The organism is uncultured Nitrospira sp. (genome assembly GCA_902500695.1).
Classification (GTDB): domain Bacteria; phylum Nitrospirota; class Nitrospiria; order Nitrospirales; family UBA8639; genus Nitrospira_E.
This window is the reverse complement of the sequence record CABVRQ010000017.1, coordinates 1-21,254: the sequence shown is the minus strand read 5'-3', so window position 1 is coordinate 21,254 and position 21,254 is coordinate 1. Positions and strand designations below refer to the sequence as shown.

The 21,254-nt window shown below is 49.4% G+C and carries 17 protein-coding genes; 4 read left to right on the top strand and 13 right to left on the bottom strand.

Annotation, left to right across the window (positions count from 1 at the left end):
• Window positions 1-2: 2 nt before the first annotated feature.
• Together AAH187_RS06425 and AAH187_RS06420 are read left to right on the top strand one after the other, a co-directional pair.
• Window positions 3-446: a response regulator gene (locus AAH187_RS06425; RefSeq protein ID WP_342347616.1), complete on the top strand. Its 444-nt coding sequence runs from the start codon at window positions 3-5 to the stop codon at window positions 444-446.
• A complete protein-coding gene (locus tag AAH187_RS06420; RefSeq protein ID WP_342347615.1) occupies window positions 443-2,425 on the top strand; it encodes a response regulator in 1,983 nt (660 codons plus the stop codon). The genes AAH187_RS06425 and AAH187_RS06420 overlap by 4 nt, the downstream gene beginning before the upstream one ends.
• A 9-nt stretch (window positions 2,426-2,434) precedes the next feature.
• Here the strand turns inward: AAH187_RS06420 and AAH187_RS06415 are convergent, their stop codons facing one another.
• The 7 genes from AAH187_RS06415 to AAH187_RS06385 form a co-directional block, all read right to left on the bottom strand.
• A complete protein-coding gene (locus tag AAH187_RS06415) occupies window positions 2,435-3,157 on the bottom strand; it encodes a S16 family serine protease (protein ID WP_342347614.1) in 723 nt (240 codons plus the stop codon).
• A 3-nt stretch (window positions 3,158-3,160) separates the two neighbouring features.
• Window positions 3,161-3,541 carry a hypothetical protein gene (locus tag AAH187_RS06410; protein ID WP_342347613.1) on the bottom strand — a complete coding sequence of 127 codons (381 nt, stop codon included), beginning with the start codon at window positions 3,539-3,541 and terminating at the stop codon, window positions 3,161-3,163.
• A gap of 113 nt (window positions 3,542-3,654) precedes the next feature.
• Window positions 3,655-3,960, bottom strand: coding sequence for a hypothetical protein (locus tag AAH187_RS06405; protein ID WP_342347612.1), 306 nt, complete (start codon window positions 3,958-3,960; stop codon window positions 3,655-3,657).
• Between the two features lie 853 nt (window positions 3,961-4,813).
• Window positions 4,814-9,166, bottom strand: a complete 4,353-nt coding sequence (locus AAH187_RS06400; protein ID WP_342347611.1) for a chemotaxis protein CheB — start codon at window positions 9,164-9,166, stop codon at window positions 4,814-4,816.
• A gap of 108 nt (window positions 9,167-9,274) precedes the next feature.
• Window positions 9,275-9,712 (bottom strand): STAS domain-containing protein, encoded by a 438-nt coding sequence (locus AAH187_RS06395; protein ID WP_342347610.1) that lies wholly within the window; start codon window positions 9,710-9,712, stop codon window positions 9,275-9,277.
• 275 nt (window positions 9,713-9,987) lie between these two features.
• The gene (locus AAH187_RS06390; protein WP_342347609.1) at window positions 9,988-11,466 is read right to left on the bottom strand and encodes a BON domain-containing protein; all 1,479 of its coding nucleotides are present in this window, start codon (window positions 11,464-11,466) and stop codon (window positions 9,988-9,990) included.
• A 129-nt stretch (window positions 11,467-11,595) separates the two neighbouring features.
• Window positions 11,596-15,777, bottom strand: coding sequence for a response regulator (locus AAH187_RS06385; protein WP_342347608.1), 4,182 nt, complete (start codon window positions 15,775-15,777; stop codon window positions 11,596-11,598).
• A gap of 362 nt (window positions 15,778-16,139) precedes the next feature.
• On the opposite strand from AAH187_RS06385, the gene AAH187_RS06380 reads away from it, so the two are divergent.
• The gene (locus AAH187_RS06380) at window positions 16,140-17,069 is read left to right on the top strand and encodes a hypothetical protein (protein WP_342347607.1); all 930 of its coding nucleotides are present in this window, start codon (window positions 16,140-16,142) and stop codon (window positions 17,067-17,069) included.
• Window positions 17,070-17,183: 114 nt separating this feature from the next.
• Here AAH187_RS06380 and AAH187_RS06375 read toward each other — a convergent pair whose 3' ends face one another.
• The 6 genes from AAH187_RS06375 to AAH187_RS06350 form a co-directional block, all read right to left on the bottom strand.
• Entirely contained in the window at window positions 17,184-17,576 is a 393-nt protein-coding gene (locus AAH187_RS06375) for a response regulator (protein WP_342347606.1), read from the bottom strand.
• A 175-nt stretch (window positions 17,577-17,751) separates the two neighbouring features.
• Window positions 17,752-18,204: a hypothetical protein gene (locus AAH187_RS06370; protein ID WP_342347605.1), complete on the bottom strand. Its 453-nt coding sequence runs from the start codon at window positions 18,202-18,204 to the stop codon at window positions 17,752-17,754.
• Between the two features lie 506 nt (window positions 18,205-18,710).
• Complete coding sequence (locus AAH187_RS06365; RefSeq protein WP_342347604.1) at window positions 18,711-19,280, bottom strand: BON domain-containing protein; 570 nt, start codon at window positions 19,278-19,280, stop codon at window positions 18,711-18,713.
• A 211-nt stretch (window positions 19,281-19,491) separates the two neighbouring features.
• The gene (locus AAH187_RS06360; RefSeq protein WP_342347603.1) at window positions 19,492-19,788 is read right to left on the bottom strand and encodes a hypothetical protein; all 297 of its coding nucleotides are present in this window, start codon (window positions 19,786-19,788) and stop codon (window positions 19,492-19,494) included.
• A 116-nt stretch (window positions 19,789-19,904) separates the two neighbouring features.
• Window positions 19,905-20,084 carry a DUF1328 domain-containing protein gene (locus tag AAH187_RS06355; protein WP_342347602.1) on the bottom strand — a complete coding sequence of 60 codons (180 nt, stop codon included), beginning with the start codon at window positions 20,082-20,084 and terminating at the stop codon, window positions 19,905-19,907.
• The gene (locus AAH187_RS06350) at window positions 20,081-20,464 is read right to left on the bottom strand and encodes a hypothetical protein (protein WP_342347601.1); all 384 of its coding nucleotides are present in this window, start codon (window positions 20,462-20,464) and stop codon (window positions 20,081-20,083) included. The genes AAH187_RS06355 and AAH187_RS06350 overlap by 4 nt, the downstream gene beginning before the upstream one ends.
• Before the next feature lie 532 nt (window positions 20,465-20,996).
• On the opposite strand from AAH187_RS06350, the gene AAH187_RS06345 reads away from it, so the two are divergent.
• On the top strand, window positions 20,997-21,254 hold a 258-nt coding region (locus tag AAH187_RS06345), incomplete at its 3' end, for a hypothetical protein (protein ID WP_342347600.1).

Below are 21,254 nucleotides of genomic sequence, written 5' to 3'. Positions count from 1 at the left end.
ACATGTATAATCCAATTGAAATTTTATTAATAGAAGATAATCCGGCTGATATCCGGCTTACCCAGGAAGCCTTTCGGGAAGCACGTCTCCACAATACCATTCATGTGGCTCAAGACGGGGTCAGTGCCATGGCCTTCATTCGGCAGACAGCACCTTTTCAACATGCTCCCCGACCAGACCTTATTCTGTTAGACTTAAATCTTCCGAAAAAGGACGGGAGAGAGATTCTGAAAGAGATTAAATCCGATCCGCACACGCGCACCATTCCCGTGGTGGTGTTGACGACCTCCGAGGACGAAGGCGATGTGTTGCGGAGTTACGATCTTCACGCCAATGCCTATCTGGTCAAACCCATTGATGTTCTGCGATTCATCACCATGATTCGATCCCTCGAAAGTTTCTGGCTCTCCGTGGTGAAACTTCCTCCCAAAGAACCGACCTCATGAGCAATCACCCTGCCCCTACTCATTCCGTTCTGTTGGTGGAGGACAATCCTGCCGATGCAGAATTGGTGCGTGAGCGGCTGAAGAATGCCTCAGGCATGTCCCCCTTTTATCTGACGCGCGTCTCGACTCTCAACGAGGCTTTGGCAACTCTCGAACGCACGGGGTTTGACGTCATCCTTCTTGATTTAAATCTGCCGGAAACCAATGGCCTTGAGACCTTAAAACGCATCAGGTCGGCGAACTCAACCATTCCCCTTGTCGTGTTAACGGTGAATGAGGATGAACCCCTGGCCCTTGAGGCCATCAAATTAGGGGCACAGGACTATGTTCCGAAATCTTCCATGAATGCCGTGTTACTTTCCCGAATTTTGCACTACGCCATTGAACGGGAAAAGAACGACCGCATTCGCAGGGATAGCGAACGAAAGTACCGGTTATTTGTTGATGGAGCCACCGGCCTGGCCTTTATCATGCTTGATTTACTTGGGAATATTACTCATTGGAATTCCGGAGCAGAGCGGCTCTTGGGCTACCCGGAAGACGCAGCGTTAAATAAACATTTTTCGATGTTATTTACTGCTGAAGACCAACGCAACGGTCGTCCGGAAAACGAGCTACGGAGGGCGGAGGCAGTAGAAAAAGGGGACGATGACAATTGGCTGGTTCGAGCTGACGGCTCACGATTCTGGGCGAGTGGTGCGGTAACAGCCATACGCGACCCCAAGGACAACCTCATCGGATTTGCCAAGGTGGTTCGAGACAAAAGTGCTCAAAAGGATGCCAGGGATAAACTCGCCGAACTGAATCGAACCCTGGAAGAGCGCGTGATTCAACGAACCCAAGAACTGACCCGCAATCAGGAGCGATTACGAGCCATGGCATCCGATCTCACGCTGACCGAACAACGCGAACGACGCCGGTTGGCCACGGACCTTCATGATTATCTCGCACAACTCCTTGTGGTCTGCCGGCTCAAATTAGGTCAAGGCCAATCGTTCACCGATACGGAAAGCCTCGTAAAGGTGATCCAGGAGGCGGATGCTCTGCTGGACCAATCCCTGACCTATACACGGACCCTCGTGAGCCAACTCAGCCCAACCTGCCTCTATGAATTTGGACTCTATGCAGCTCTCGTCTGGTTGGGAACTGAAATGGGAAAGCAGGGGTTGACCGTCAAAATCAATGGTGGAAATTTGAGTTTAATTCTCCCGGAAAATCAGGCTGTCCTCATTTTCCAATCCGTTCGTGAACTATTGTATAACGTACTCAAACATTCCGGAGTGAACGAAGTGATGGTGAACCTGTCCATTCAACCGGACAACCATCTGCATATCGAGGTGGAAGATTTTGGCCGCGGTTTTCATGAAAGTCATGAAGACAGAAATGAACAGTCCCCAACCAATTTTGGACTCTTTAGTATCCGGGAACGATTGGACGCACTCGGTGGAGAAATGGTGCTCAAGTCGGCCCTCCAGAAAGGGACTCATGTCCTCCTGCGTATTCCGGTAGACAATGCCCTTAAAGAACTCCAGCCACAGGTTGCTAACCCTGTTCCCATTCCGGCCGACATGAAGACTCAGTCCTTCCGCTCCGGTTCAGAGAAAATTCGCATTCTGCTCGCCGATGACCACAAAATGGTTCGGGAGGGATTTTGCCATATCCTGAATTCCCAGTTGGACTTTGAGGTCGTGGGAGAAGCAGAAGACGGAAAGCAAGCCATTACCCTCTGTGAATCGCTTCGGCCTGACGTCGTCGTGATGGATCTTCATATGCCCAATATGGACGGTCTGGAGGCGATCAGAAGAATTAAAGAAAATATTCCTGAAACGGTGATTATCGGATTATCCGTTTACGACACTCCTGACGTGACCCGGTGGTTCCAAGAGGCAGGAGCTGAGGCATTTGTCACGAAGGGTGGGCCGGCCGAAAGCTTAGTCACCATCCTCAGAAAATCCTGGCATCAGAAAAAGCGCGGCTAGCCTTCTCTCTCATTTCTCGTTTGCATTCCTGGCCATCAAACTGGATGCGTTTTCGGCATCGGGGAGTGTCAATCCCGTCAAGATCTGGTAGGCTTGTAACACCGTATTGACAGGGGAAATCTGCATAAGAAAAGGCGTCTGCCAGTCATTGTCTTCAGGTAAACGCTCTTCAGGAATAATCACTCTTCGGATATGTTCCGCATAGGCAGCCTGGATTTTCAGTGGTATCCCTCCAACGGCTCCAATATGACCATCGCGGGTCACGTTACCGGTCATCACCCGGCTCAGGAGGATTGCGTTATCGTTAGCCATGGCAAGAACCACCAGACTTACCATTGCTGTCAGACTATCGCCATATATCGTCACACCTGGGTTGGGAAATTTCAGAAATATATTCCAGGTCTTTGGATCCAGACCCGCAACCCGAGCCGCAGCCACGATTCCGGATTGAATGGCTACCTGAGTAAAAGGCGAAAATTTCCCCGGTCCGCTCGAAAAGGACACATTCAGCACTTCTTGACCCTCCTGCTTGCGGAACGCTATGCCAAGTTTGCCCACAATTCCTATCGGTTGACGATTCTGGTTGAGGGTCGTTCCTAGAAAGGTTACGGTTTGCTGGTGCCAAAAGGACGGTTCGGCCTCAGCGAGACGAGGGAAAAAGCAGAAACACACCACTGGAATCGCCCAAGTCACAACCCTGAGCATGAGAGCAGTCTGCCCAAACTGTTTCATAGACTAGTTCTCCGCAACCGGTAAATACTGGATAATGAATTCTCGTTTCCCTTCCACTCTCTGATCGACATACTGATCGAAAATGCCATCTCGATTCTCGTCGATCCAATAGAATAATGGCCATTCCTCAGTTTCCACCACCGTATTCCAATATTTGTTATTTTCATAAAAAATAATTTGGCGGGCCGTTTTATAATCGACGGTTTCATCTCCCTTCAGGGAATACTCCCGAAGATACAATCCCGTGATGATATTCACGTCTTCATGAATAAGATTGGCTTCACCCGGTTCATTGGGCATATCTGCAGCCATGCCGTTCCCCCCCACGACGAGATAGAATATTATTCCGGAAATCCAGTGAAAACGGAGTTTGTTATACCTCATGATATGATTTCCTCCATCGGACACCTTGGTGCCCTGGAACTCTGAGTGTGCCCTCTAAGCAAGAGGGAAATCCCTCTCCGGCTTCTCGTGCTTATCAAAAATCATCCTTCTAGTTACGCAGTCAAGACCAATCCATTGACACGATGACGCGCCTGAGAGAATGAGTTCACTGCAGGAGCTTCGCCCTGATTTTTCAGCAACCGGTTCAGCAGGATGAAAGGATCGATGACGTCCCCACATTGAATACAGTGTTTGGCCTGAAACTGGAAATCCTCATAATCGGAGAAGATATCCATATACGTCTCCTCCATCATCGTTCCTCCGCACCGTGAACAATGTGATTGGTTCATGTGGTCCATCAATTGAGGGAATACGTCGGGGTGATCAGTTCGCATGGCCGCTAAGGTCAACGTTTGCATAAAGCCTCCTTACATACCTTCATAAAAGGGTGAGAGTGGATGTGAGTATTGTGACTTTAGGTTTTCACACTGAAAGCCACTACTACTGATAACCCTTGGTCTAGAGGGGAAGATCCCTTGAAAATGTTTAGACTGAAAAGGCGGGACTGAATGAGGACAGGGAAAGAGGGAATCAAGCCACTGGGATACAATGTGCCCATTAACGGGAAAACATGCCAGGATGGGCCTTTGACGTATGTATTCATCAACAGTCATGGAATCGGCCTATCTGGAAAATACGACCCGCACATATTGGTATATTGGAGGAAACAATGGCAGCAAAATTTCCTTCTTAAGGAGAGCCAACCTGCTGGCTATAGAATGACTTAATCGGAGAAGCGTAAAAGTGGATAGCGGGGAGGGTCTTATTGCTTAGAAGGATGAATCATAGCGACTGTGACGGGGGGACCGGACAATAACTATTGACTTGGCTATGCAACGTCACGAACTCATCGAGACGGCAGTGGAGTCTTTTGTGAGTGTTTTCCGAATCAACGGCAAAGGAATCAGGGACAAGGTTGACAAGACTCCGGCTTAGCCAGATGCTTCGCGGGGTTCAGCATGACAACGTGGAGGACCTTGGCCTGCGCCTGCCCTGAGTCCTTCGGCTTTTTTACTCAGGATAAACTCCGCAGCACCTCCACAGCATATTGCTTCCTCAGCGTGCGTAGGCACTCTTCTTGTCATCCTGAGTGAAGCGAAAAATCTGGGACCAGCTTGACCGGGCATCCGGCTCAGCCAGATGCTTCGCGGCGCTCAGCATGACAACAAAAAATATGAAAGGGCCATCATCTGGGGGCAAAAATTGTCCCGCTTATTTGCCTTGACTGGACCGGATGACTTCGGCAAAGGAGGTAAAAGAATCTCCCTTGGTCACATACTGATTTCCTCCGGCTGCAGAAAAACTCTGCTGCACAATCTGATCGGCATGCATCGACAATCCGATGATATAGATGGACGGCTGCCTGGCTTTAATGATGCGGGTGGCTTCAATGCCGTTCATCACCGGCATATTGATATCCATCACGAACACATCGGGCTGGAGTGTGTGGGCAAGCTCAACAGCCTGTTCGCCGTTTTCGGCTTCTCCCACCACTTGGATATCCTGGCAGGCATTTAACAGCGTGCGTAATCCTTCACGAAAGATGGGGTGGTCGTCAGCCAGAACGACGCGAATGTGTTCATTCAATTGTAGAGACCCCTTGGCTGGCTCGAGAGAAGACAAAGGGCTAGGGTCCCCAACTTCAACCTTCTGCGCTGTGAATGGAATCGTGATGACGATGCGAGTCCCTTCCCCGACTGTTGAATGGATCTCATAGTGCCCCCCGAGACTTTCCACGCGTTCCTGAACGTTCAAGAGACCGAACTTTTCCGATTTGAGCAGGGTATCCCGGATCGAATGCAGATCGAAGCCACATCCGCAGTCCGACACTTCAAAGGCAATCAATTCCGGGGAAACCTGGTTGATGCCAATGCAGGCTTCCAGGGTTTGTCCATGCTTCATGACATTCATCAGTAATTCCCTCATGACCTGGTACAGGATGACGATGACCGATTCAGGAAAATCTAGCGCGTCGTCATCGAGAGCAGTCGTCACCGTGACGTGCAAATCATATCGCACCATTTTTTCCGCCAACCATCTGAGTGCCGCCATCAGGCCGAATTCATAAAGAATGGGCGGACTGATTTGAGGAATGAGATCACGCGTGTATTGCAGCGCCTCATCGAGCGATTCTTCGATTTCCTTCACAAGCGGCATTTGCTCATTCGATAAAGCCGCTTGCTGCAACTGACTGAGTTTGATTTTCCCGACGACCAGCACCTGCCCTAAATAATCATGCAATTCGAGGGAAATGCGCCGTCGCTCCCGTTGTTCGGCAAGAATGAGTTCTGAGGAAAGTTGACGAAGCCGTTGTTGATGCCGAACAAGCTCATCTGTTCGTTCCTCTACCCGTTGTTCAAGCGAGACCTTCATGGATTCCAGTTGGGCCTCAATCCCTTTCCGGTGTATGGCAGAGGCCAGAATGTTCGCCATCGCTTGAAGGAATTCTACATCCTCTTGTTCAAATTCCTTTCTTGATGACGAATGCACACCGAGGACGCCGTGCGGCTTACCTTCCTGGTCCCGGATGATACAACTCATGCCACTAAGGACATGATGATCAATCAAGAGGGAAGGACCGGAAAACCGCGTTTCGTGCGACAAATCGGTGACGATCACCGGTTCGTTCACCGACAGCGTATACCCCGCTTGAGAATCCAGGTCTGCACCCACGACGGCATGGCCGACCAGCCCCTCCTGCCATCCAACTCCGGTGCGAAGAAGAAGGGATTGCCCATCGGGAAGGAGTTCCAGGACCTTTGCCATTTCAACCGGTAAGGTCAGAATCAGGAGCCGGACACATTCGTTCATGACCTTGGACAAATCCCGTTCTTGAAGGGCCAGTTGTCCGAATGCCGCGAGCTCCTTTTGCTGTGTCGAGGACCGGCGCAACTGATCTTCCACATTGCGAAGATGCGTGATGTCCACGAAGGTCATCACGACTCCCTTCAGGTGGTTTGGCCGGATTTGATAGGGGGTGATTCGGGAAAAATAACAACGGGAATCCTGACCGAACAACCGTATCGCTTCCTTAGGCATGGACGTTCGAAACACCTCACGGATATCCGTCAAGAGGGTTTCGTCCTGGGAAAAGGAAGACAATTGGCTGATGGGCCGGCCGAGATCGACGTCCAAAAACTGAAACATCTGTTGCGCAGTCGGGGTGTATTTTTGAATACAGAGGTTGGTATTGAGAAACAAGGTGGCGATGTCCGTCGTCCGGAAGAGAGTTTCCATTTCGTGATTGGCGCGATCCAGATCCTCCACTTTCCCCGACAATTGGGAGTTGACCGTTTCTAACTCTTCATTCACCGACTGCAATTCCTCCGTGGATGTTTGCAGTTCTTCATTGGCAGATTGCAGTTCCTCGTTCACCGACATCAGTTCCTGATTGGAAGATTTCAATTCCAGATTGGAGGTCTCCAGATCCTCCATGGCCATTTGCAAATGTTCTCTGGTCGTCTGGATTTCCTGTTCCAATTCGCCAACAAGATGGTGATCACTCTGCGAGGATTTCTTCCGGACATCCGAAGGGGGCCGGACGGTATGGTGATCACGAAAGACCACCATCAGCAGATCCAAGGGTTCTTTAGCCTGAAATAGAGGGCGGACGATGACATCCACAATGTAATTGTTCTGATTCATGGTAAAGCGAATATTGGCATGGACAACTTCCTTGCCGGTTTTCACGGCTTTGAAAATGCCGGATCGCAACGGCACACGCAATTCCGGGAGGGCCATATTGAGCAGATTCACATTTAACGATCCGGATGGAAGCTGCAGGTAGGCCCGGGTCTGCCCGGAGACGTATTGCACCTGACCTTCTTTATCGATCAATACCGCTGAGGGGCCATATTCCTGTCTGACCAGGCGATCGAACATATCCGTGAATTTGTCCTGAACCGTCGAAAAATGACTCATTTTCTGAATTGCCGGTTTTCCTCTCAACCCGCGTATGGGAAGATTCGGAAAGGTGCGACGCACAACCTCTTTGGGTTGAAACACTCGATGGCGCTTATTCACGGGTCGGAAAAGGCGGGATTGTTCATCCGCATGTTCCGAAGCGCCGAGAAACAGATAGCCTGATGCGTTGAGAGAATAATGAAACAGAGAAAGGATCTGATTCTGGAGGCTGCTCTCCATGTAGATCAACAGGTTCCGGCAGGAAATGACATCCATTCGGGAAAACGGGGGATTGTTGATCAGGTTGTGAAAGGAGAACACGCACATATCGCGTATGATCTTGACGACCTGATAGAGAGAACCGTCCTTTTCAAAAAACCAGGACAGATGATCGGCCGGCAAATCTTCGCGAATTCTCTCTAAATACCGTCCGCGACGGGCAAGGTTCAATGCCCGCTCATCGATATCCGTTCCAAAGACTTGAAGAGGAATACTGAGATTTTCCCGGTGGAGATATTCATAAAAAATGATGGCGAGGGAATAGGCCTCTTCTCCCGTCGAACAACCCGGGACCCAGATCCTGATCGCTTCACCGGGGTTTTTAGACTTGACGATCTTCGGAACGATCATGGACGAAAAGTAGGCAAAAGCCTCAGGATTTCTAAAAAAGTTGGTGACGCCGATCAGCAATTCCTTAAATAATTCATCGACTTCGTCCGGATCTTCCCGCAGTTTTTTGACATACTGGGTGGGCGAGGCAATATGGAGAATCTGCATGCGTCGTTGAATCCGCCGGCCCATGGTATTCTGTTTATATTGGCGGAAATCGTGTCCCGTCCGACTGTGGAGATAGGAACAAATCTGATCCAAATGCTTCAGGGCTTCCAATCGGAGCTTGTCCAGCCCTTTTCCGTCTCGTAGCTGGTACAGATATTTCACATAGCCAATGAGGACCCGTGAAATGTCTTCTATGGGCAAAATATAGTCGATGAACCCGCTCAAAATCGCGCTTTTCGGCATACTGTCGAATTGGGCCGTTTCTATTGATTGGGCAATGGTCAATCCGCCCTGCTCTTTAATGGCCCGAAGTCCGATAGCGCCATCAGACCCTGCGCCCGAGAAAATCATCCCGATGGCCAGTGGACCTTGATCCTGGGCCAGGGAATGGAAAAATAGATCAATAGGGGAACGGAGACCATGAACCTCCACAGGCTGGCCTACCCGCAAAAACCCTCCTTCGATCTGTAGTTGCGCATTGGGTGGGATGATGTAAATCTGATTGGGTTCGATCAATGTTTCGTCAACCGCTGCATGAACAGGCAGAGAAGTTTTTTTTGTCAGCAATTCAGGCAATAAGCTTTCACGGTCAGGCGCCAAATGTTGGATCACCACAAATCCCATGCCGCTCTCTTCAGGAAGGGAGGAAAAAAAACGCGACAAGGCTTCTAACCCTCCGGCGGAGGCGCCAATCCCGACGATGGGAAACACATTGGCCGGCGTGTCAGCGGAAATGCTCTTGGCACGGGGGGAGCGAGGTCGTGGAGAAGAAGGCTTTGGTGTCCCTGAGGACTTGAGAGACTCACGAGCTGTTTGAGAATCCTTCGATGAAGGCGTAGGGGAGGATCCAGATCGAACCCTGGTCGATTTTTTTTCTGAAGCCACAAAAATCCTTAATGATATGGAAAGGCCTGAATACTACCCTAACAAACGGTTTCATGAAAGAGTCCGCACTTTGGAGACACCACCCATCCTCTGAACAGGTTGCCTTTTCTACACCGATGACATTCCGACGGAAGATACCTGTTCCTCTTTCAATGAACTCTTCAAATGTTCAATGTTTGCACCGGACCCCGGAAGTCGGTAATTGCCATGCAATACATTTCCCAATTCTTCTCTGGTGTGAATCGCGTGGGCCATTTCAAATATTCCCGCCTCTTTCAAATGTGCTTGTAGGGCAGGTTGGAGATTGTAGAGGTAGACACCCTTCCCTTGCTCCCTGGCTTTAAACACGATCTGAAAGAGGGTCCAGACCCCAATGGAATTCACGCACGATAAGGACCTCAAATCTAAAATGATTAAAGAGATTGGTGAGGACACCACATGGTCCAGTAATAAATCGGTTCGATTTAAATTGGGTGTATTGATGTTGAGATCCACGGTGAGTGTGAGGACTACAAGTTGGCCAGGAGTGCTAATGGTGCATTTCATAACAATCGACCTCCCCTGCGTGTTGAAAATTTAATTAAAGTTTTTTAAAAAAAAGTATGAAGACGTTCAGGCAATTGTACGCATTCCGGATCTCCGGACCACTCTCTATTACCCTTGAGGTTAAATACCTAATCCACAAAAAAATATCTCCCAAGATGCTTTCCACTCTTAAGTGGAGACTATTTAATTATGTAAGGTGGATGAACGGAGCGATCCCAGCACCATGCCCTGACAAATATCCTACGATCCCCAGGGGATCTCTGGCGCTTGAACCTTCAGGATGAAGGAGTCTGAGGTTTTCCCACTCGCAACCGGTTAATGACCATCGAGGCCCCTGCTTCGAAAGCCTGCTGTTCGGCCATGAGCCGTTGGTGAATATGCTGAACCGATCCGGACAAGGTCGCCTTGCCGTCTTCCACCGACGCCACGATATCCTGCCCAGATAGGAAAGGACTCCACCACACCTGGTTTTCGATATCCAGTTGAATTTCCCAATCCGATTTTTCGATTTCCGGTGTTGAAAAGCTGATCTGATTTGTAAGGCTTTTCACGCCACGAATCCGGGATGAGACGTTTTCGGCATGGTTTCGTTCATAAATCGAATCGACGGTCCCGGTCAGCAGAACAGCTCCACTCTTCACTGATGCTCGCAGGGCAAAACCCTTCAAGACGGGATCGCGTAAAAACGCCATGTGTAACCGGTTCTGAATGTCGGCATCCCTCGGAGTGGCTTTGGACTGGACGGTAATGAGATTGTTCACGGATCGGACCCCGACGGTGTTATTGGCATTTTGCTCAGCCTCACGCCTGATGGAAAGAAACGGCACATTTCCCTTCAGTATCACGGTCCCGTTTGTCACCGCCACCTGGATCCCGAATGGAGCGACACGGCCATCATACGCCAGCACTTTTTGAATGGCATGGGCAATGTCCTGGTCCGTTAACGGAGGACGCTCAACACGGATCATCGGATCGGGTGGTTCCCAATTGACGGTGATGCCGCTGTGGACCACGTCATGGACACCTTCAACCCACGCCAACTCGGCAACCCGGCTTTTTTCGTATGCGCTTCCCACCTGTCCTGTCATGATCACCCGTCCGTCCTTCACCTGTACGTTCAACAGAGAGGGGCTGCCCACCCAGACATCAAATGCCAAACGATGCGTGATTTCTTCCTTTAGGACAGCATCCGGCCTGTCCAGAACTCCCGCAACAATGAGAGCGTCCCGTACCTCACGAATGCCTGTGACCATTTTGGCCAAATTGATCGCCGTGTGTTTCTCCTGGCGTGATTGAACCGTCCCTTTCAGCGTGACAATTCCCCCTACCACATCAAGATGAATATCATCCCGCTCCACCACAGGATCTTCGAGAAACAGGGAGAGAAGATGTTTTTTGAGGGTCGTATCATTAATCGTGCCGAATGGCCCCACTGAAAGGCGGTCGATCACTCCCCGAACCCCACGAATAGTCTGGGGAAGTTCCGTTGCACGCTGTTGCGTCCAAAGACTGTCGGCTGTCCCCGTGAGAGTGGCGATGCCGTCTTTCACCGTGACTTCGATTGAGGAAAATGATGTGGCATCTACCCGGCCCAATCGATTTTTAATGGCCACGGCAATTCGGGTATCATTAATCTCTTCAACCTTTTCACGGGCTGCCTCAGAAGTATTTTCCACATCCTCAGCGGCGATTCCTAATACGGCCATCAGGACGAAAGCCAAAGCAAATATGGGAATGTAAAACAGCAAAGGCATACCCCCATTTCAGTGGAACATGAAGAGGAAAGATGTTGGATACAATGAGGAAAAAATCAGCGGATGTCAGTTGACAAATATGACAGGCCAATACAAAAAATGTCTGTCATCCGGACGCTGCAGTGAAGCTCAGCTATATTTTTGATGCACACGGACAATGTGGACGATCATGCGGTAGAGTTCCTGGCTGGCCGACTCTTTGGATAAGTATCCGGCCGCACCGGCTTCACGCATGGCTTGCTCCGTTTCTTTATCCTGACGAACCGACAATCCAATTACCTGAATACCGGAGTGGTGGTGACGAATCTGCCTGGTCGCGTCAATGCCATTCATGGTTGGCATATTCACATCCATCACTACCACATCGGGTTGCAGAGATTCGGCCAGACGGATGGCCTCTACCCCGTTACCTGCTTCCCCGACAACCTCAATGTCGGGATGGATGTCCAGCACACTTCGCAGTCCCTGTCGAACGAGAGCATGATCATCGACCAGAATAACCCGAAAACCGGATGATGAGTGCGGACGTGAATCCGGACTGATTCTTCTGGCTGCCTTAGCTGGAACACTTGGAGAAACTAAGTCTCCACCTGGATGATCCTGATCCGGCAGAGCTACATACAACCGGGTGCATGTTCCTGAACCAACATTCGAATCGATGACCATTCGCCCGCCTAATAGGGACATGCGTTCCCGAATACTGAACAGTCCGAATTGGTTGGACGAATAGCTGGATTGATCGATTCGATGGGGATCGAATCCTTTGCCTTCGTCTGAAATTTCAATGCAGACCTCATCTGGTGAGGAAAGAGTGACGGCTAACCAGAGATGATTCACCCCGGCATGTTTCACCACGTTCATCATCAGTTCACGAACCGACTGAAACAGGAACACGGCTTCGTTCTCGGTGAGCGTTAAATGGTCTCGTTCCATAGTGACTTCCACAGATAGCCCATATTGTTTCATATCCTCCGCCAGCCACCGTAAGGCCTCGAGCAACCCGAATTGATACAGCACCGACGGAACCAGTTGGGCCACCAAAGAGCGGGTATAGCCTAACGATTGATCAAGGATACCATCGATTTCCTTGAGAACCGGCAGCATATTTCCCTCACCCCTCATCTGCTCCAGCCGATTAACCCGCAATCGGCAGGCCACAAGAAGTTGAGCCAGAAAGTCATGAAGTTCCTCTGCCACCCGGCGTCGCTCCCGCTGTTCAGTCAGAATCAGATCGCCAACCAGGGCCTGCAGGCGAGATTGATTATGGCGCAATTCCTCAGTGCGTTTCGCGATGCGGCTTTCTAATTTGGTCGTGAGATGTTGAAGTTGCTCCTGCGTCGTTTTTAATTCGGTAATGTCGGTATTGGTGCCGATCCATCGCACCACCGCCCCCTTCTGATCCCGAATGGGCACGGCCCGGGAGAGGAACCACCGATATTCTCCATTTTTCCCCTTGAGAGGAAAGGTGTCTTCCCATATGTCACCGGTTTGAAAACACCGGCTGACTTTCTCAACCACCCGTTCAACATGGTCGGGATGATGGACGCTCTTCCAACCCCACCCTTCCATGTCCTTGAGGGTGGTCCCGGTGTACTCGTACCAGCGTGCGTTGTACCAAAAGATCCATCCGGTTGAGTCGGCCATCCAGGCAAATTGGGAAACCGTATTCGCCAGAGTACGAAAACGCTCTTCACTTTCACGATGCTGTTCCTCAATTCCCTTTTGGTAGGACAGATCAAGCACCAACCCGACATATCCCAGATATCGGCCGTCCGGATCAAACCGTGGAGAAGCTGAATCCAGAACATAATGATACGCGCCATCTTGACTCCGAAGGCGGTACTCCAGGCGAACAGCATTTCTGTTTCTGTTCGCGTCGTAAAACGCCTCTTGAATGGAGGAACGATCGTGAGGATGAATCGCAGACAACCATCCCTCACCAAGGCCGGTGGACTCTGTCTGCCCGGTGAGGTCATACCAGGCTTGACTGAGAAAACTACAATTCCCGTCTGCTTCCGTGATCCAGGTCATGACTTCGGGGTGGTGGGCCAGATGTTGGAACCGTGATTCATATTCGATCGCTGCACGACGCATCGTGGCCAATCTCAATGTTTTTTTGACTCTGGCCAAAAGCTCTCTCGTTGAAAACGGCTTCACGAGATAATCATCCGCCCAGGTCAAAAGCCCCTCCACTTCAGCCTCCTGCCCGGCTCTGGCCGATAAGAAGATAAATGGTGTCGACTGCCATTGCTGGTTGGACCGAAGCAGTGTCAATAACTCAAGTCCATCTATGCGGGGCATCCTGATATCACTCAGAATGAGATGGGGACGGATCATCTGAATCCGCTCCAGGGCTTCCTGCCCGTCGCACACCGAGACCACCTCATAGTCGGCACGCAATAACCGCGTCAGATAATCCCGCATATCCTTATTGTCTTCTACCAATAACACGATGGGACGTGACTGATCGGTCTTCTGAAGGGAATCGTCTTCATTCCGGGGAACTTCTTCATAGAACCGTTCATGATCTGTTTCTCCGGCCCATGGATCGGATTCCAGGATAAAAGACGTCACCAAACTCTTGTCGGTTTGTTCAGTCGGTGTGTGGCATACCTGCTCCGGGGGTAGGTGAGAAAAGCCGAACGGCAACGTCACGGTAACCACACTTCCCCTTCCGGGTTCACTGTCTATATGGATTGTCCCGCCATGCATCTGCACCAGCTCTTTCACTAAGGACAGACCGATTCCCGTCCCCTCAACTGTTCGCCCCAGGGTTTCCTTGGCCCTGAAAAACCGCTCAAATACATGGCAAAGCGTCTCCCGGCTCATACCGACACCGGAATCCCCGACCCGGACATCCACGTTTTCAGCCTGTTGAATGACTTCCACCCACACCTGTCCCTGTATCGTGAACTTGAGGGCATTGGACAGTAAATTCAGAATGATGTTCTCCCACGCGTGCCGATCAACGAAGACCGGACGGGACAATGGCGGACAGGTGACCATAAATTTCAGGCCGGCTTTGTTCATCACCGACTCAAAGGACGAGGCCAGGTCACTCGTCAACCCGCTTAAATCCACCGGTTCAAACAGAGCCTTCATCCGGCCCGCTTCCAGGCTGGAAAAATCCAAAAGAGTATTGACCAGTTTCAACATACGGAAAGTATTGCGGTGGGCCATCGCCAAAGCCGTGGCAATATCAGTGGTATGGGGATTCATGGCCTCATCCACTGAGCCGAGAATAAGTGTCAGCGGCGTTCGAAACTCATGGCTCACATTGCTGAAAAATTCGGTTTTCGCCCGGTTCAGTTCCGCTAAGGCTTCGATTCGTTTTCGCTCTTCGGTCCGGACCTGCGCCCGGTTGATCGCACCCGAAATCCCTTGACCGAGCAGATTCAGAAACTCAAGGTACCTGTCATTTATCGCCAGCCTCGAACTGATCCCAACTATCAGGTAGCCGGATTTTTTTTCTGTCTCCCACGACTCCAAAGGCAGCACCATGCCCTGGCGGGACGGCTCCGGCCAGGCCCCTCCCGGAGGGCCCAGAGAGACGTCAACCGGAAATACGGTCTCTCCCCACTTACGCGAAAGTGAAAGTGGCCACCACGGCTCGGGATGCACTATATCCCCATCCACCGCTAGTCGAAGTGGAGTCAGGAGTGAATCCGCCTGAAAACCTGATTGTGCGGCGAGAGACAGGGCACGCTCTTCACCATCCCACAAATAGATGAGACTGAACGGGATATCAAAGGGATTGTCTGTGTGAACCGCAGCCGACAATCGGCAAACCTCTTCCACAGAATGAGCACGTTCGGTGACTACGGAAATTTCTCTGAGGGTATTGAGCCTGCGTCCTTTTAATACCTGGCTTGTCTCTTCGGTACAGGCACAAAAAAGTCCCAGGACGATTCCTTCTTCATTTTTGATCGGGCTGTAGGAAAAGGTAAAAAAAGTCTCCTCTAAGAAACCAAATCGGCGCATAAAAAGAGGCAGTTCTTCATTCCATGTGGCACAACCCTGTTGGAACACCATTTCCGCTTGCGGACCAGTTACATCCCAAACATCAGACCAAATTTTTGGTGCGGATTCCCCCAATGCCTTCGGATGCCGATTCCCCAATACGGGAATGTAGGCATCATTATAAATGTTGATCAGCTCCTCCCCCCACCACACAAACATGGGATAACTCGAATCGAGAATAATTTGTACAGAGGTCTTGAGCTGAGAGGGCCAGTTGGCCCTGCAACCCAAAGGCGTATCCGTCCAATCCCTATTCCGAATGAGTTCCGCCATCTGGTTTGATGACATCATGGACAAAGTCCTTTCACCTGTAAGGGCACCTCAGACTAAAAATAGGGAAAACCGAATTCCTGACAGATGTGCCTGAATCGCAGGCTCAACCCTATCACAGAGGTTTCACTTTTTCAGTTGACAAATCAGGATGTTTCGCCCGCTTTTAGGAAACTCCTGCTCTGATTATCTAACTTTTTACCCTTCATGAAGACTGATCGAGCAAGGACATCCCTAGGGTCGGGATCTTGAGAATCAAGGGATTTTAACAGTACGGAATTGGGAGCCATTTCGTTAATTTGTACAAATTACAGATGGCATGGAATTGAAAAAATGAAATTTATGTTTAATTCATTCTTTATCCCCAAGCAAGGAGGCCGACGTTGAATACTCTATCTCCATCAACTAATGGTGTGATTATTAATACTCCCCAAGAATTTAAACAGTTCATTCCGGCAAACTTTTCTTATTTTCTGGAACGGTCTTCAGGCAATATCCGGCGTATTTTGCAAGATATGGGGCAATGGGCGGACAATTCGGCACATGAAAAATTACTGTTGCGTCTTTCTTTTGATCTGGTTGAAAGGTTTATTGAATACTGTCCTTCGCAACTCCCCTGCCGGCCTTCCCTACTTTTGGATGGATTTATATCAGATTTTTTTGGAAAACCGCAGGAATCCAAGGAGTCATCAACTTCCAATCCGATCTTGTACAGATTTCTGGATGGCCTGCTCAATCGAGCCGTGCTCAGTCGGGATGGTTTGATCTGTTTGTTCTACCACTTTTACGGCATGAAACCGGTCGAAGTGGGATTCCTCCTCGGTTTAGAGGAAGGCCAAACGCAACGTATCTATAAAAACTTTGCCCGATGGCGACAAAAGGGGTGGTTCCAAGCTACAGAGGAGGTTGGATTATCCACGCAAGACATCCAATCTTTAATGAAAAACCAAGAGACTAACCCTGAATTATTCCATCAACAGGTCCGGGACAATCTCGAAACATTACTGCCGTTTTATCGTAAAAGTGATCCTCCATACTACCCATGCCTGGGAGATACGAAATGGCATGAGATGTTCCGGGAGGGATACGGATTTGATTACCGGATGTGGCATTTACCTCTCTGCCTTCCCTGCATGAATATTATTACCCAGACTGGCGACTCATTTCTCCTCGATCCCAACATCACTTTAAACTTTCATGTTTCTCCTCATTCATTAAAGGAAGAAGAGATTTCCTGGCGAACTCCCGGGTTAAAAAGCTCGTCCGGGAATAAAACGAGACACCGTTTTGCTCGGGACCTTCAAATGGCATAAATTTCCTCCAACAGGGATTTGATTTATTTTTATAAACGGAGCCGCGATCGCCAATGACGAATGGGTGTGAGGAGTTTTGTGGGAGGTGATTTTTCCTGACCTGTCAGCCTTCTTTTAGCCTCTGCTTCGCACGGTGGGAATAGGAGACCCCAGATCACTGAATGCTTGAAGAAATAATCTGGGGTTGAGAGGTTTTTCGAAAACGTAGGACGCTCCCAGCAAAAGGGCAAATCTTCTAATATTGAACAATGGTGCACGAGCGGCAGAGAATGTCGCAATAATCAGAGGATGGCTTCCGTTTGAGGTAATTTCAGCAATAAACGAAAACCCGCTTTTCTGTTCGAGAAACAAGTCCACAACGATGCAATCAACGGATTGTTGTGTATAGAGACGGATACCATCCGAAAGATTTCCGGCAATCACACTCTCTACTCCATATCGATCACAAAGGCGTTCCAAGGCCTCTCGTGAATCGGTATCGTGGTCAATAATAAGAACCTTACTCATTATCCACAGTCCGTTATTAAATAAGGCCAATCATTTCCGCAATCCAGCGTTTCCATTTAGAAAAAATACGGCAGTCCACCTGCTCCCTACTGACCTATTTGTTGGCAAGTTGGAATCCTCGATCTCAGGGTCAGCCGCCAACCAATCCCATTGTTCAGAGCCTTTTCCCTATGTATCAGAATGTCGCAATCCAACTCGGATTTCGTATTCGAAGAAATTGAACTGTCGGGCGACTGGCGGCCGGCGGCAATCCCATTTCTGATTCTGCCATCACAGTAAAGGTTTCGGCCTTTGACAAGGAATAATCGTTCGATCCCCAAAGCAGGGTCCGGATATAGGCATCCCGCTTCATGAGAATAGGCTTGTCAGGATTATCAAATCGAACTCCACCCCAGGGTTGAAATGAATAGATAAAAGTCGTCCCTGAGGAGCCGGGAAAAAGAGGCTTTCCATTCCGGTACTTCTGATCCAAATTAATTGGGCCACCATCTATCCCCCGGTTTGCTGCTAAATACGGAACTTGAAAAGAGAAGAGCAGCCCTGAAATCACCGCACCGAGCGCAAATGGCAAAAAGATCAGACCCCTTCGTCCCTCACCATGTTTGATATGTCCTAAGGTCTCTTGCATTGGCTTCTCCCAATCCCTTTTCGTCTTAGGTGGGATTCAGGTATTTTTCTTAATCAGAATGTCCCCTACCATATACATGATACTTAGCCATTAACCAATGGATATTTGTTTTCAATTTCGGTAAGAGTCTGTCCTTTATCAACCCCGCCTGGGTATATGCATGAGGCGTGTAAAAGAATGAAAGGGAAATGACATGTGAGCCAGCAGCGAGGCATTGAATAGAAACGGGCCCGGACATTTCAGCAAACTGGAATGCCCCAGGCCCGTTTAAGTGTCCAACAAAAGCTTACCCGGTAGGGTGTACAGGAGGGATGTTCGCCTCCAACCCTACGGTACTCATATGGTTGCACAATCCCTTATAAGAAAATCCTGTTCTACGAAACAGATTCTTAAAAAGAAAGGACCCCGAACAACCATAATACAAGTATGAGACTGACTGGAACTCCTAACAGCCACAATAATATTGGCATGGTGTATCCCTTTCTACTTAAAGTTGGTCCCGAAGATTAATTTTGTATTCTCAATCGACTAACGACCCGCCTGGCGCCGGCCTCATAGGCATTATCGACTGCAGCCGCCATTTCAGACGGATCCTCAACCGTCCCTTGCAACGTGACTACTCCTTGCCGAACATTGACTCGAATAGGATCTTCATCGACAAAGGGACTCCAGGATAGTTCATCGCGCACGGCCTTTTCCAACTCCCTATCACTCATCCCTGCCCGACGTCCGTCGACACCGTCATCAATCCAGTTATCGTCCGATCGGTTTCGTTTGAGATTCTCTTGGGTTCGCATCGTATCCCTATCTCCATATTGGTCCGTGTAATAACTTCGATCATCCGAATAACGATCAATAGGGACATCGTTCTTCCCCGAACGAGAATCGGCCGATTCTCGGCGCGGCGTATTGTAACGGTTTCGATAATCGGCTGATTCTCGTTGTGGCGTATCATATCGGGTTCGATAATCCGTGGAATCATAGGAAGATCCGGCCTGCGACACAAATGGTAGGCCCAGACACAAAATTATCACCGCAGGTCCAATTGTAATAACTTTACGGGATGGTTCATGCATAATGGTCTCCTTACAAATGAAGTGAATGTCATGTTTCATGTCCCAGGTTACCTTGCCATCCTTCGGACTGTGAATAGACAAGTTATCGACTGAAAATATCTAACTCGTCTAATCCCGGAAGTGTCAGAAAAGAATTGGCATTTCCCTTTTCACTCGACAGATGCAATGGCTCAGAATTGTGATGATCGCACCTGCCTTGGCTTGCAACATTCTACAATCCTTCCGGACGATTTTGATCCACACTCAACCGCAATCGCCACTGAAGAACAGGTGCATCGGGGTCCCGTGTATAGTGCTCATGGTCCTTATCCACCCGCACCTCTGCCAACGGAATGGTGATTTGTTCTTTCATATGTGGGAAGGTTTCTTGGAATAATAAATAGACCACGTTTTCCGTGCACCCGAACACTTCCGCATTCAACCCTGTCACATCTTTAAAATCCACCGTAATCCGTTCGGCAGGATTAACCCAGGGCGCAATCAATTTTGCTTTTTCGTGATTGGTCATAACATTCTCTTTCTCATGACCCGATTTCTTCGAGGCCTTGCCTCCATTCTGCCGGAAGGGTTAATGAAGGCGATGAAAACCATATTCTCTTTAAGACCACTGAAGGCCATACGGGTTCATGTAATTTTTTTAGCCACAAAGACTCCGATGAGCACCATGACAATGCAAATTGCGAGAAAAATGTAGAATAATACCTGAGCAATTCCTGCAGCACCCTCAGCAATTCCTGAAAACCCAAATCCGCCAGCGATGAGCGCAATAACAAAAAAAATGGCCGCCCATTTCAATATAGTCATAGAGAAATCCTTTCAAGTGAGTCATGAGGGTCACGGATCCTGGAATGACTGTGTGTATTGAATAAAACTCTGTCTTTGTAGGGAGGATAATCCGCGGGCCATTCAACAGGACAGGCTATCGCCATGAAACCCATACGAATGGGATGATCCGACTTATCAGGGGGATCCCCAATTGGTGCAGGTTCCTCGTCAGGACCGGTTCCCGGCGAAGGAGGGAACAGCGGATCCTTAATCGGTTCCGGCTGAGGATCCCGTTTTGGAGGGCCGATCGGGGGGTGTTTCTTTTCCGGTTCCGGAGCTGGCGTGACAGGGGGGTTTTCTTTGGAAGAACACACCGTCGCCCATGCCGCTCTATTCCCATGATGTCCGACCATTCTCATACATCTTCTCTCCTTATAATCCCAAACGCCTTTTCCACATACGATGAAATTCCTTTCATGGTCTTGTTCATTCTGAGTCTACATCATGTCTCTGAACGTCGCCCATTAAAATAGACAAGTTGGAAGTCTTACCAGGAGGTTTATCCATAGGGGATCATTATTAACTTTGTTACAGATGAATACCAAGGATTGTGATGAGCGTTCCGTATCGCAACGCGGAAGAATGGCCGTGCCATCTTCTCACCAAACAATGCACCAATTCAAAGAACACCTCATCTATGAAAAGGTGTCGCCATTCAGGAATTGGCTATTCCGGGAGTGGTTATCTGGTTGCTTCAGTTTGAGTTTCAGTGACCAGCCATTCTCATTCGGGTGGTGATCGGTCAAGGATTGTCCTCCCATCCTGGTTCAGGCAGGATTATGTGATTAGGCAGGGAGCTTTTCCCTATTTGAGATTGGGGAATTTGACAGGAGTTGACAGCAAAATCCATCCAGTTCGCCGGCCTTGGGGCCAACGTTTGCCGGATATCACATGGAACCACTCAGCATTATATTGAACAGTCTTCGGGAAATGGGAAGCCAGGCATTGGCCCACCTTCCGAATGTGATTTCAGCCATCGTCATCCTTGCGTTGACCTGGTTGAGCACCAAGGCTCTGGAAACGGGCTTGACCCGACTGTTTTCTCAATTTGGCATACGGAAATCTCTTTTGGAACTATTCAGGAAACTTGTGTACATCGGCATTTGGATAGTCGGAATATTGATTGCGGCCATCATTATCTTTCCCAGC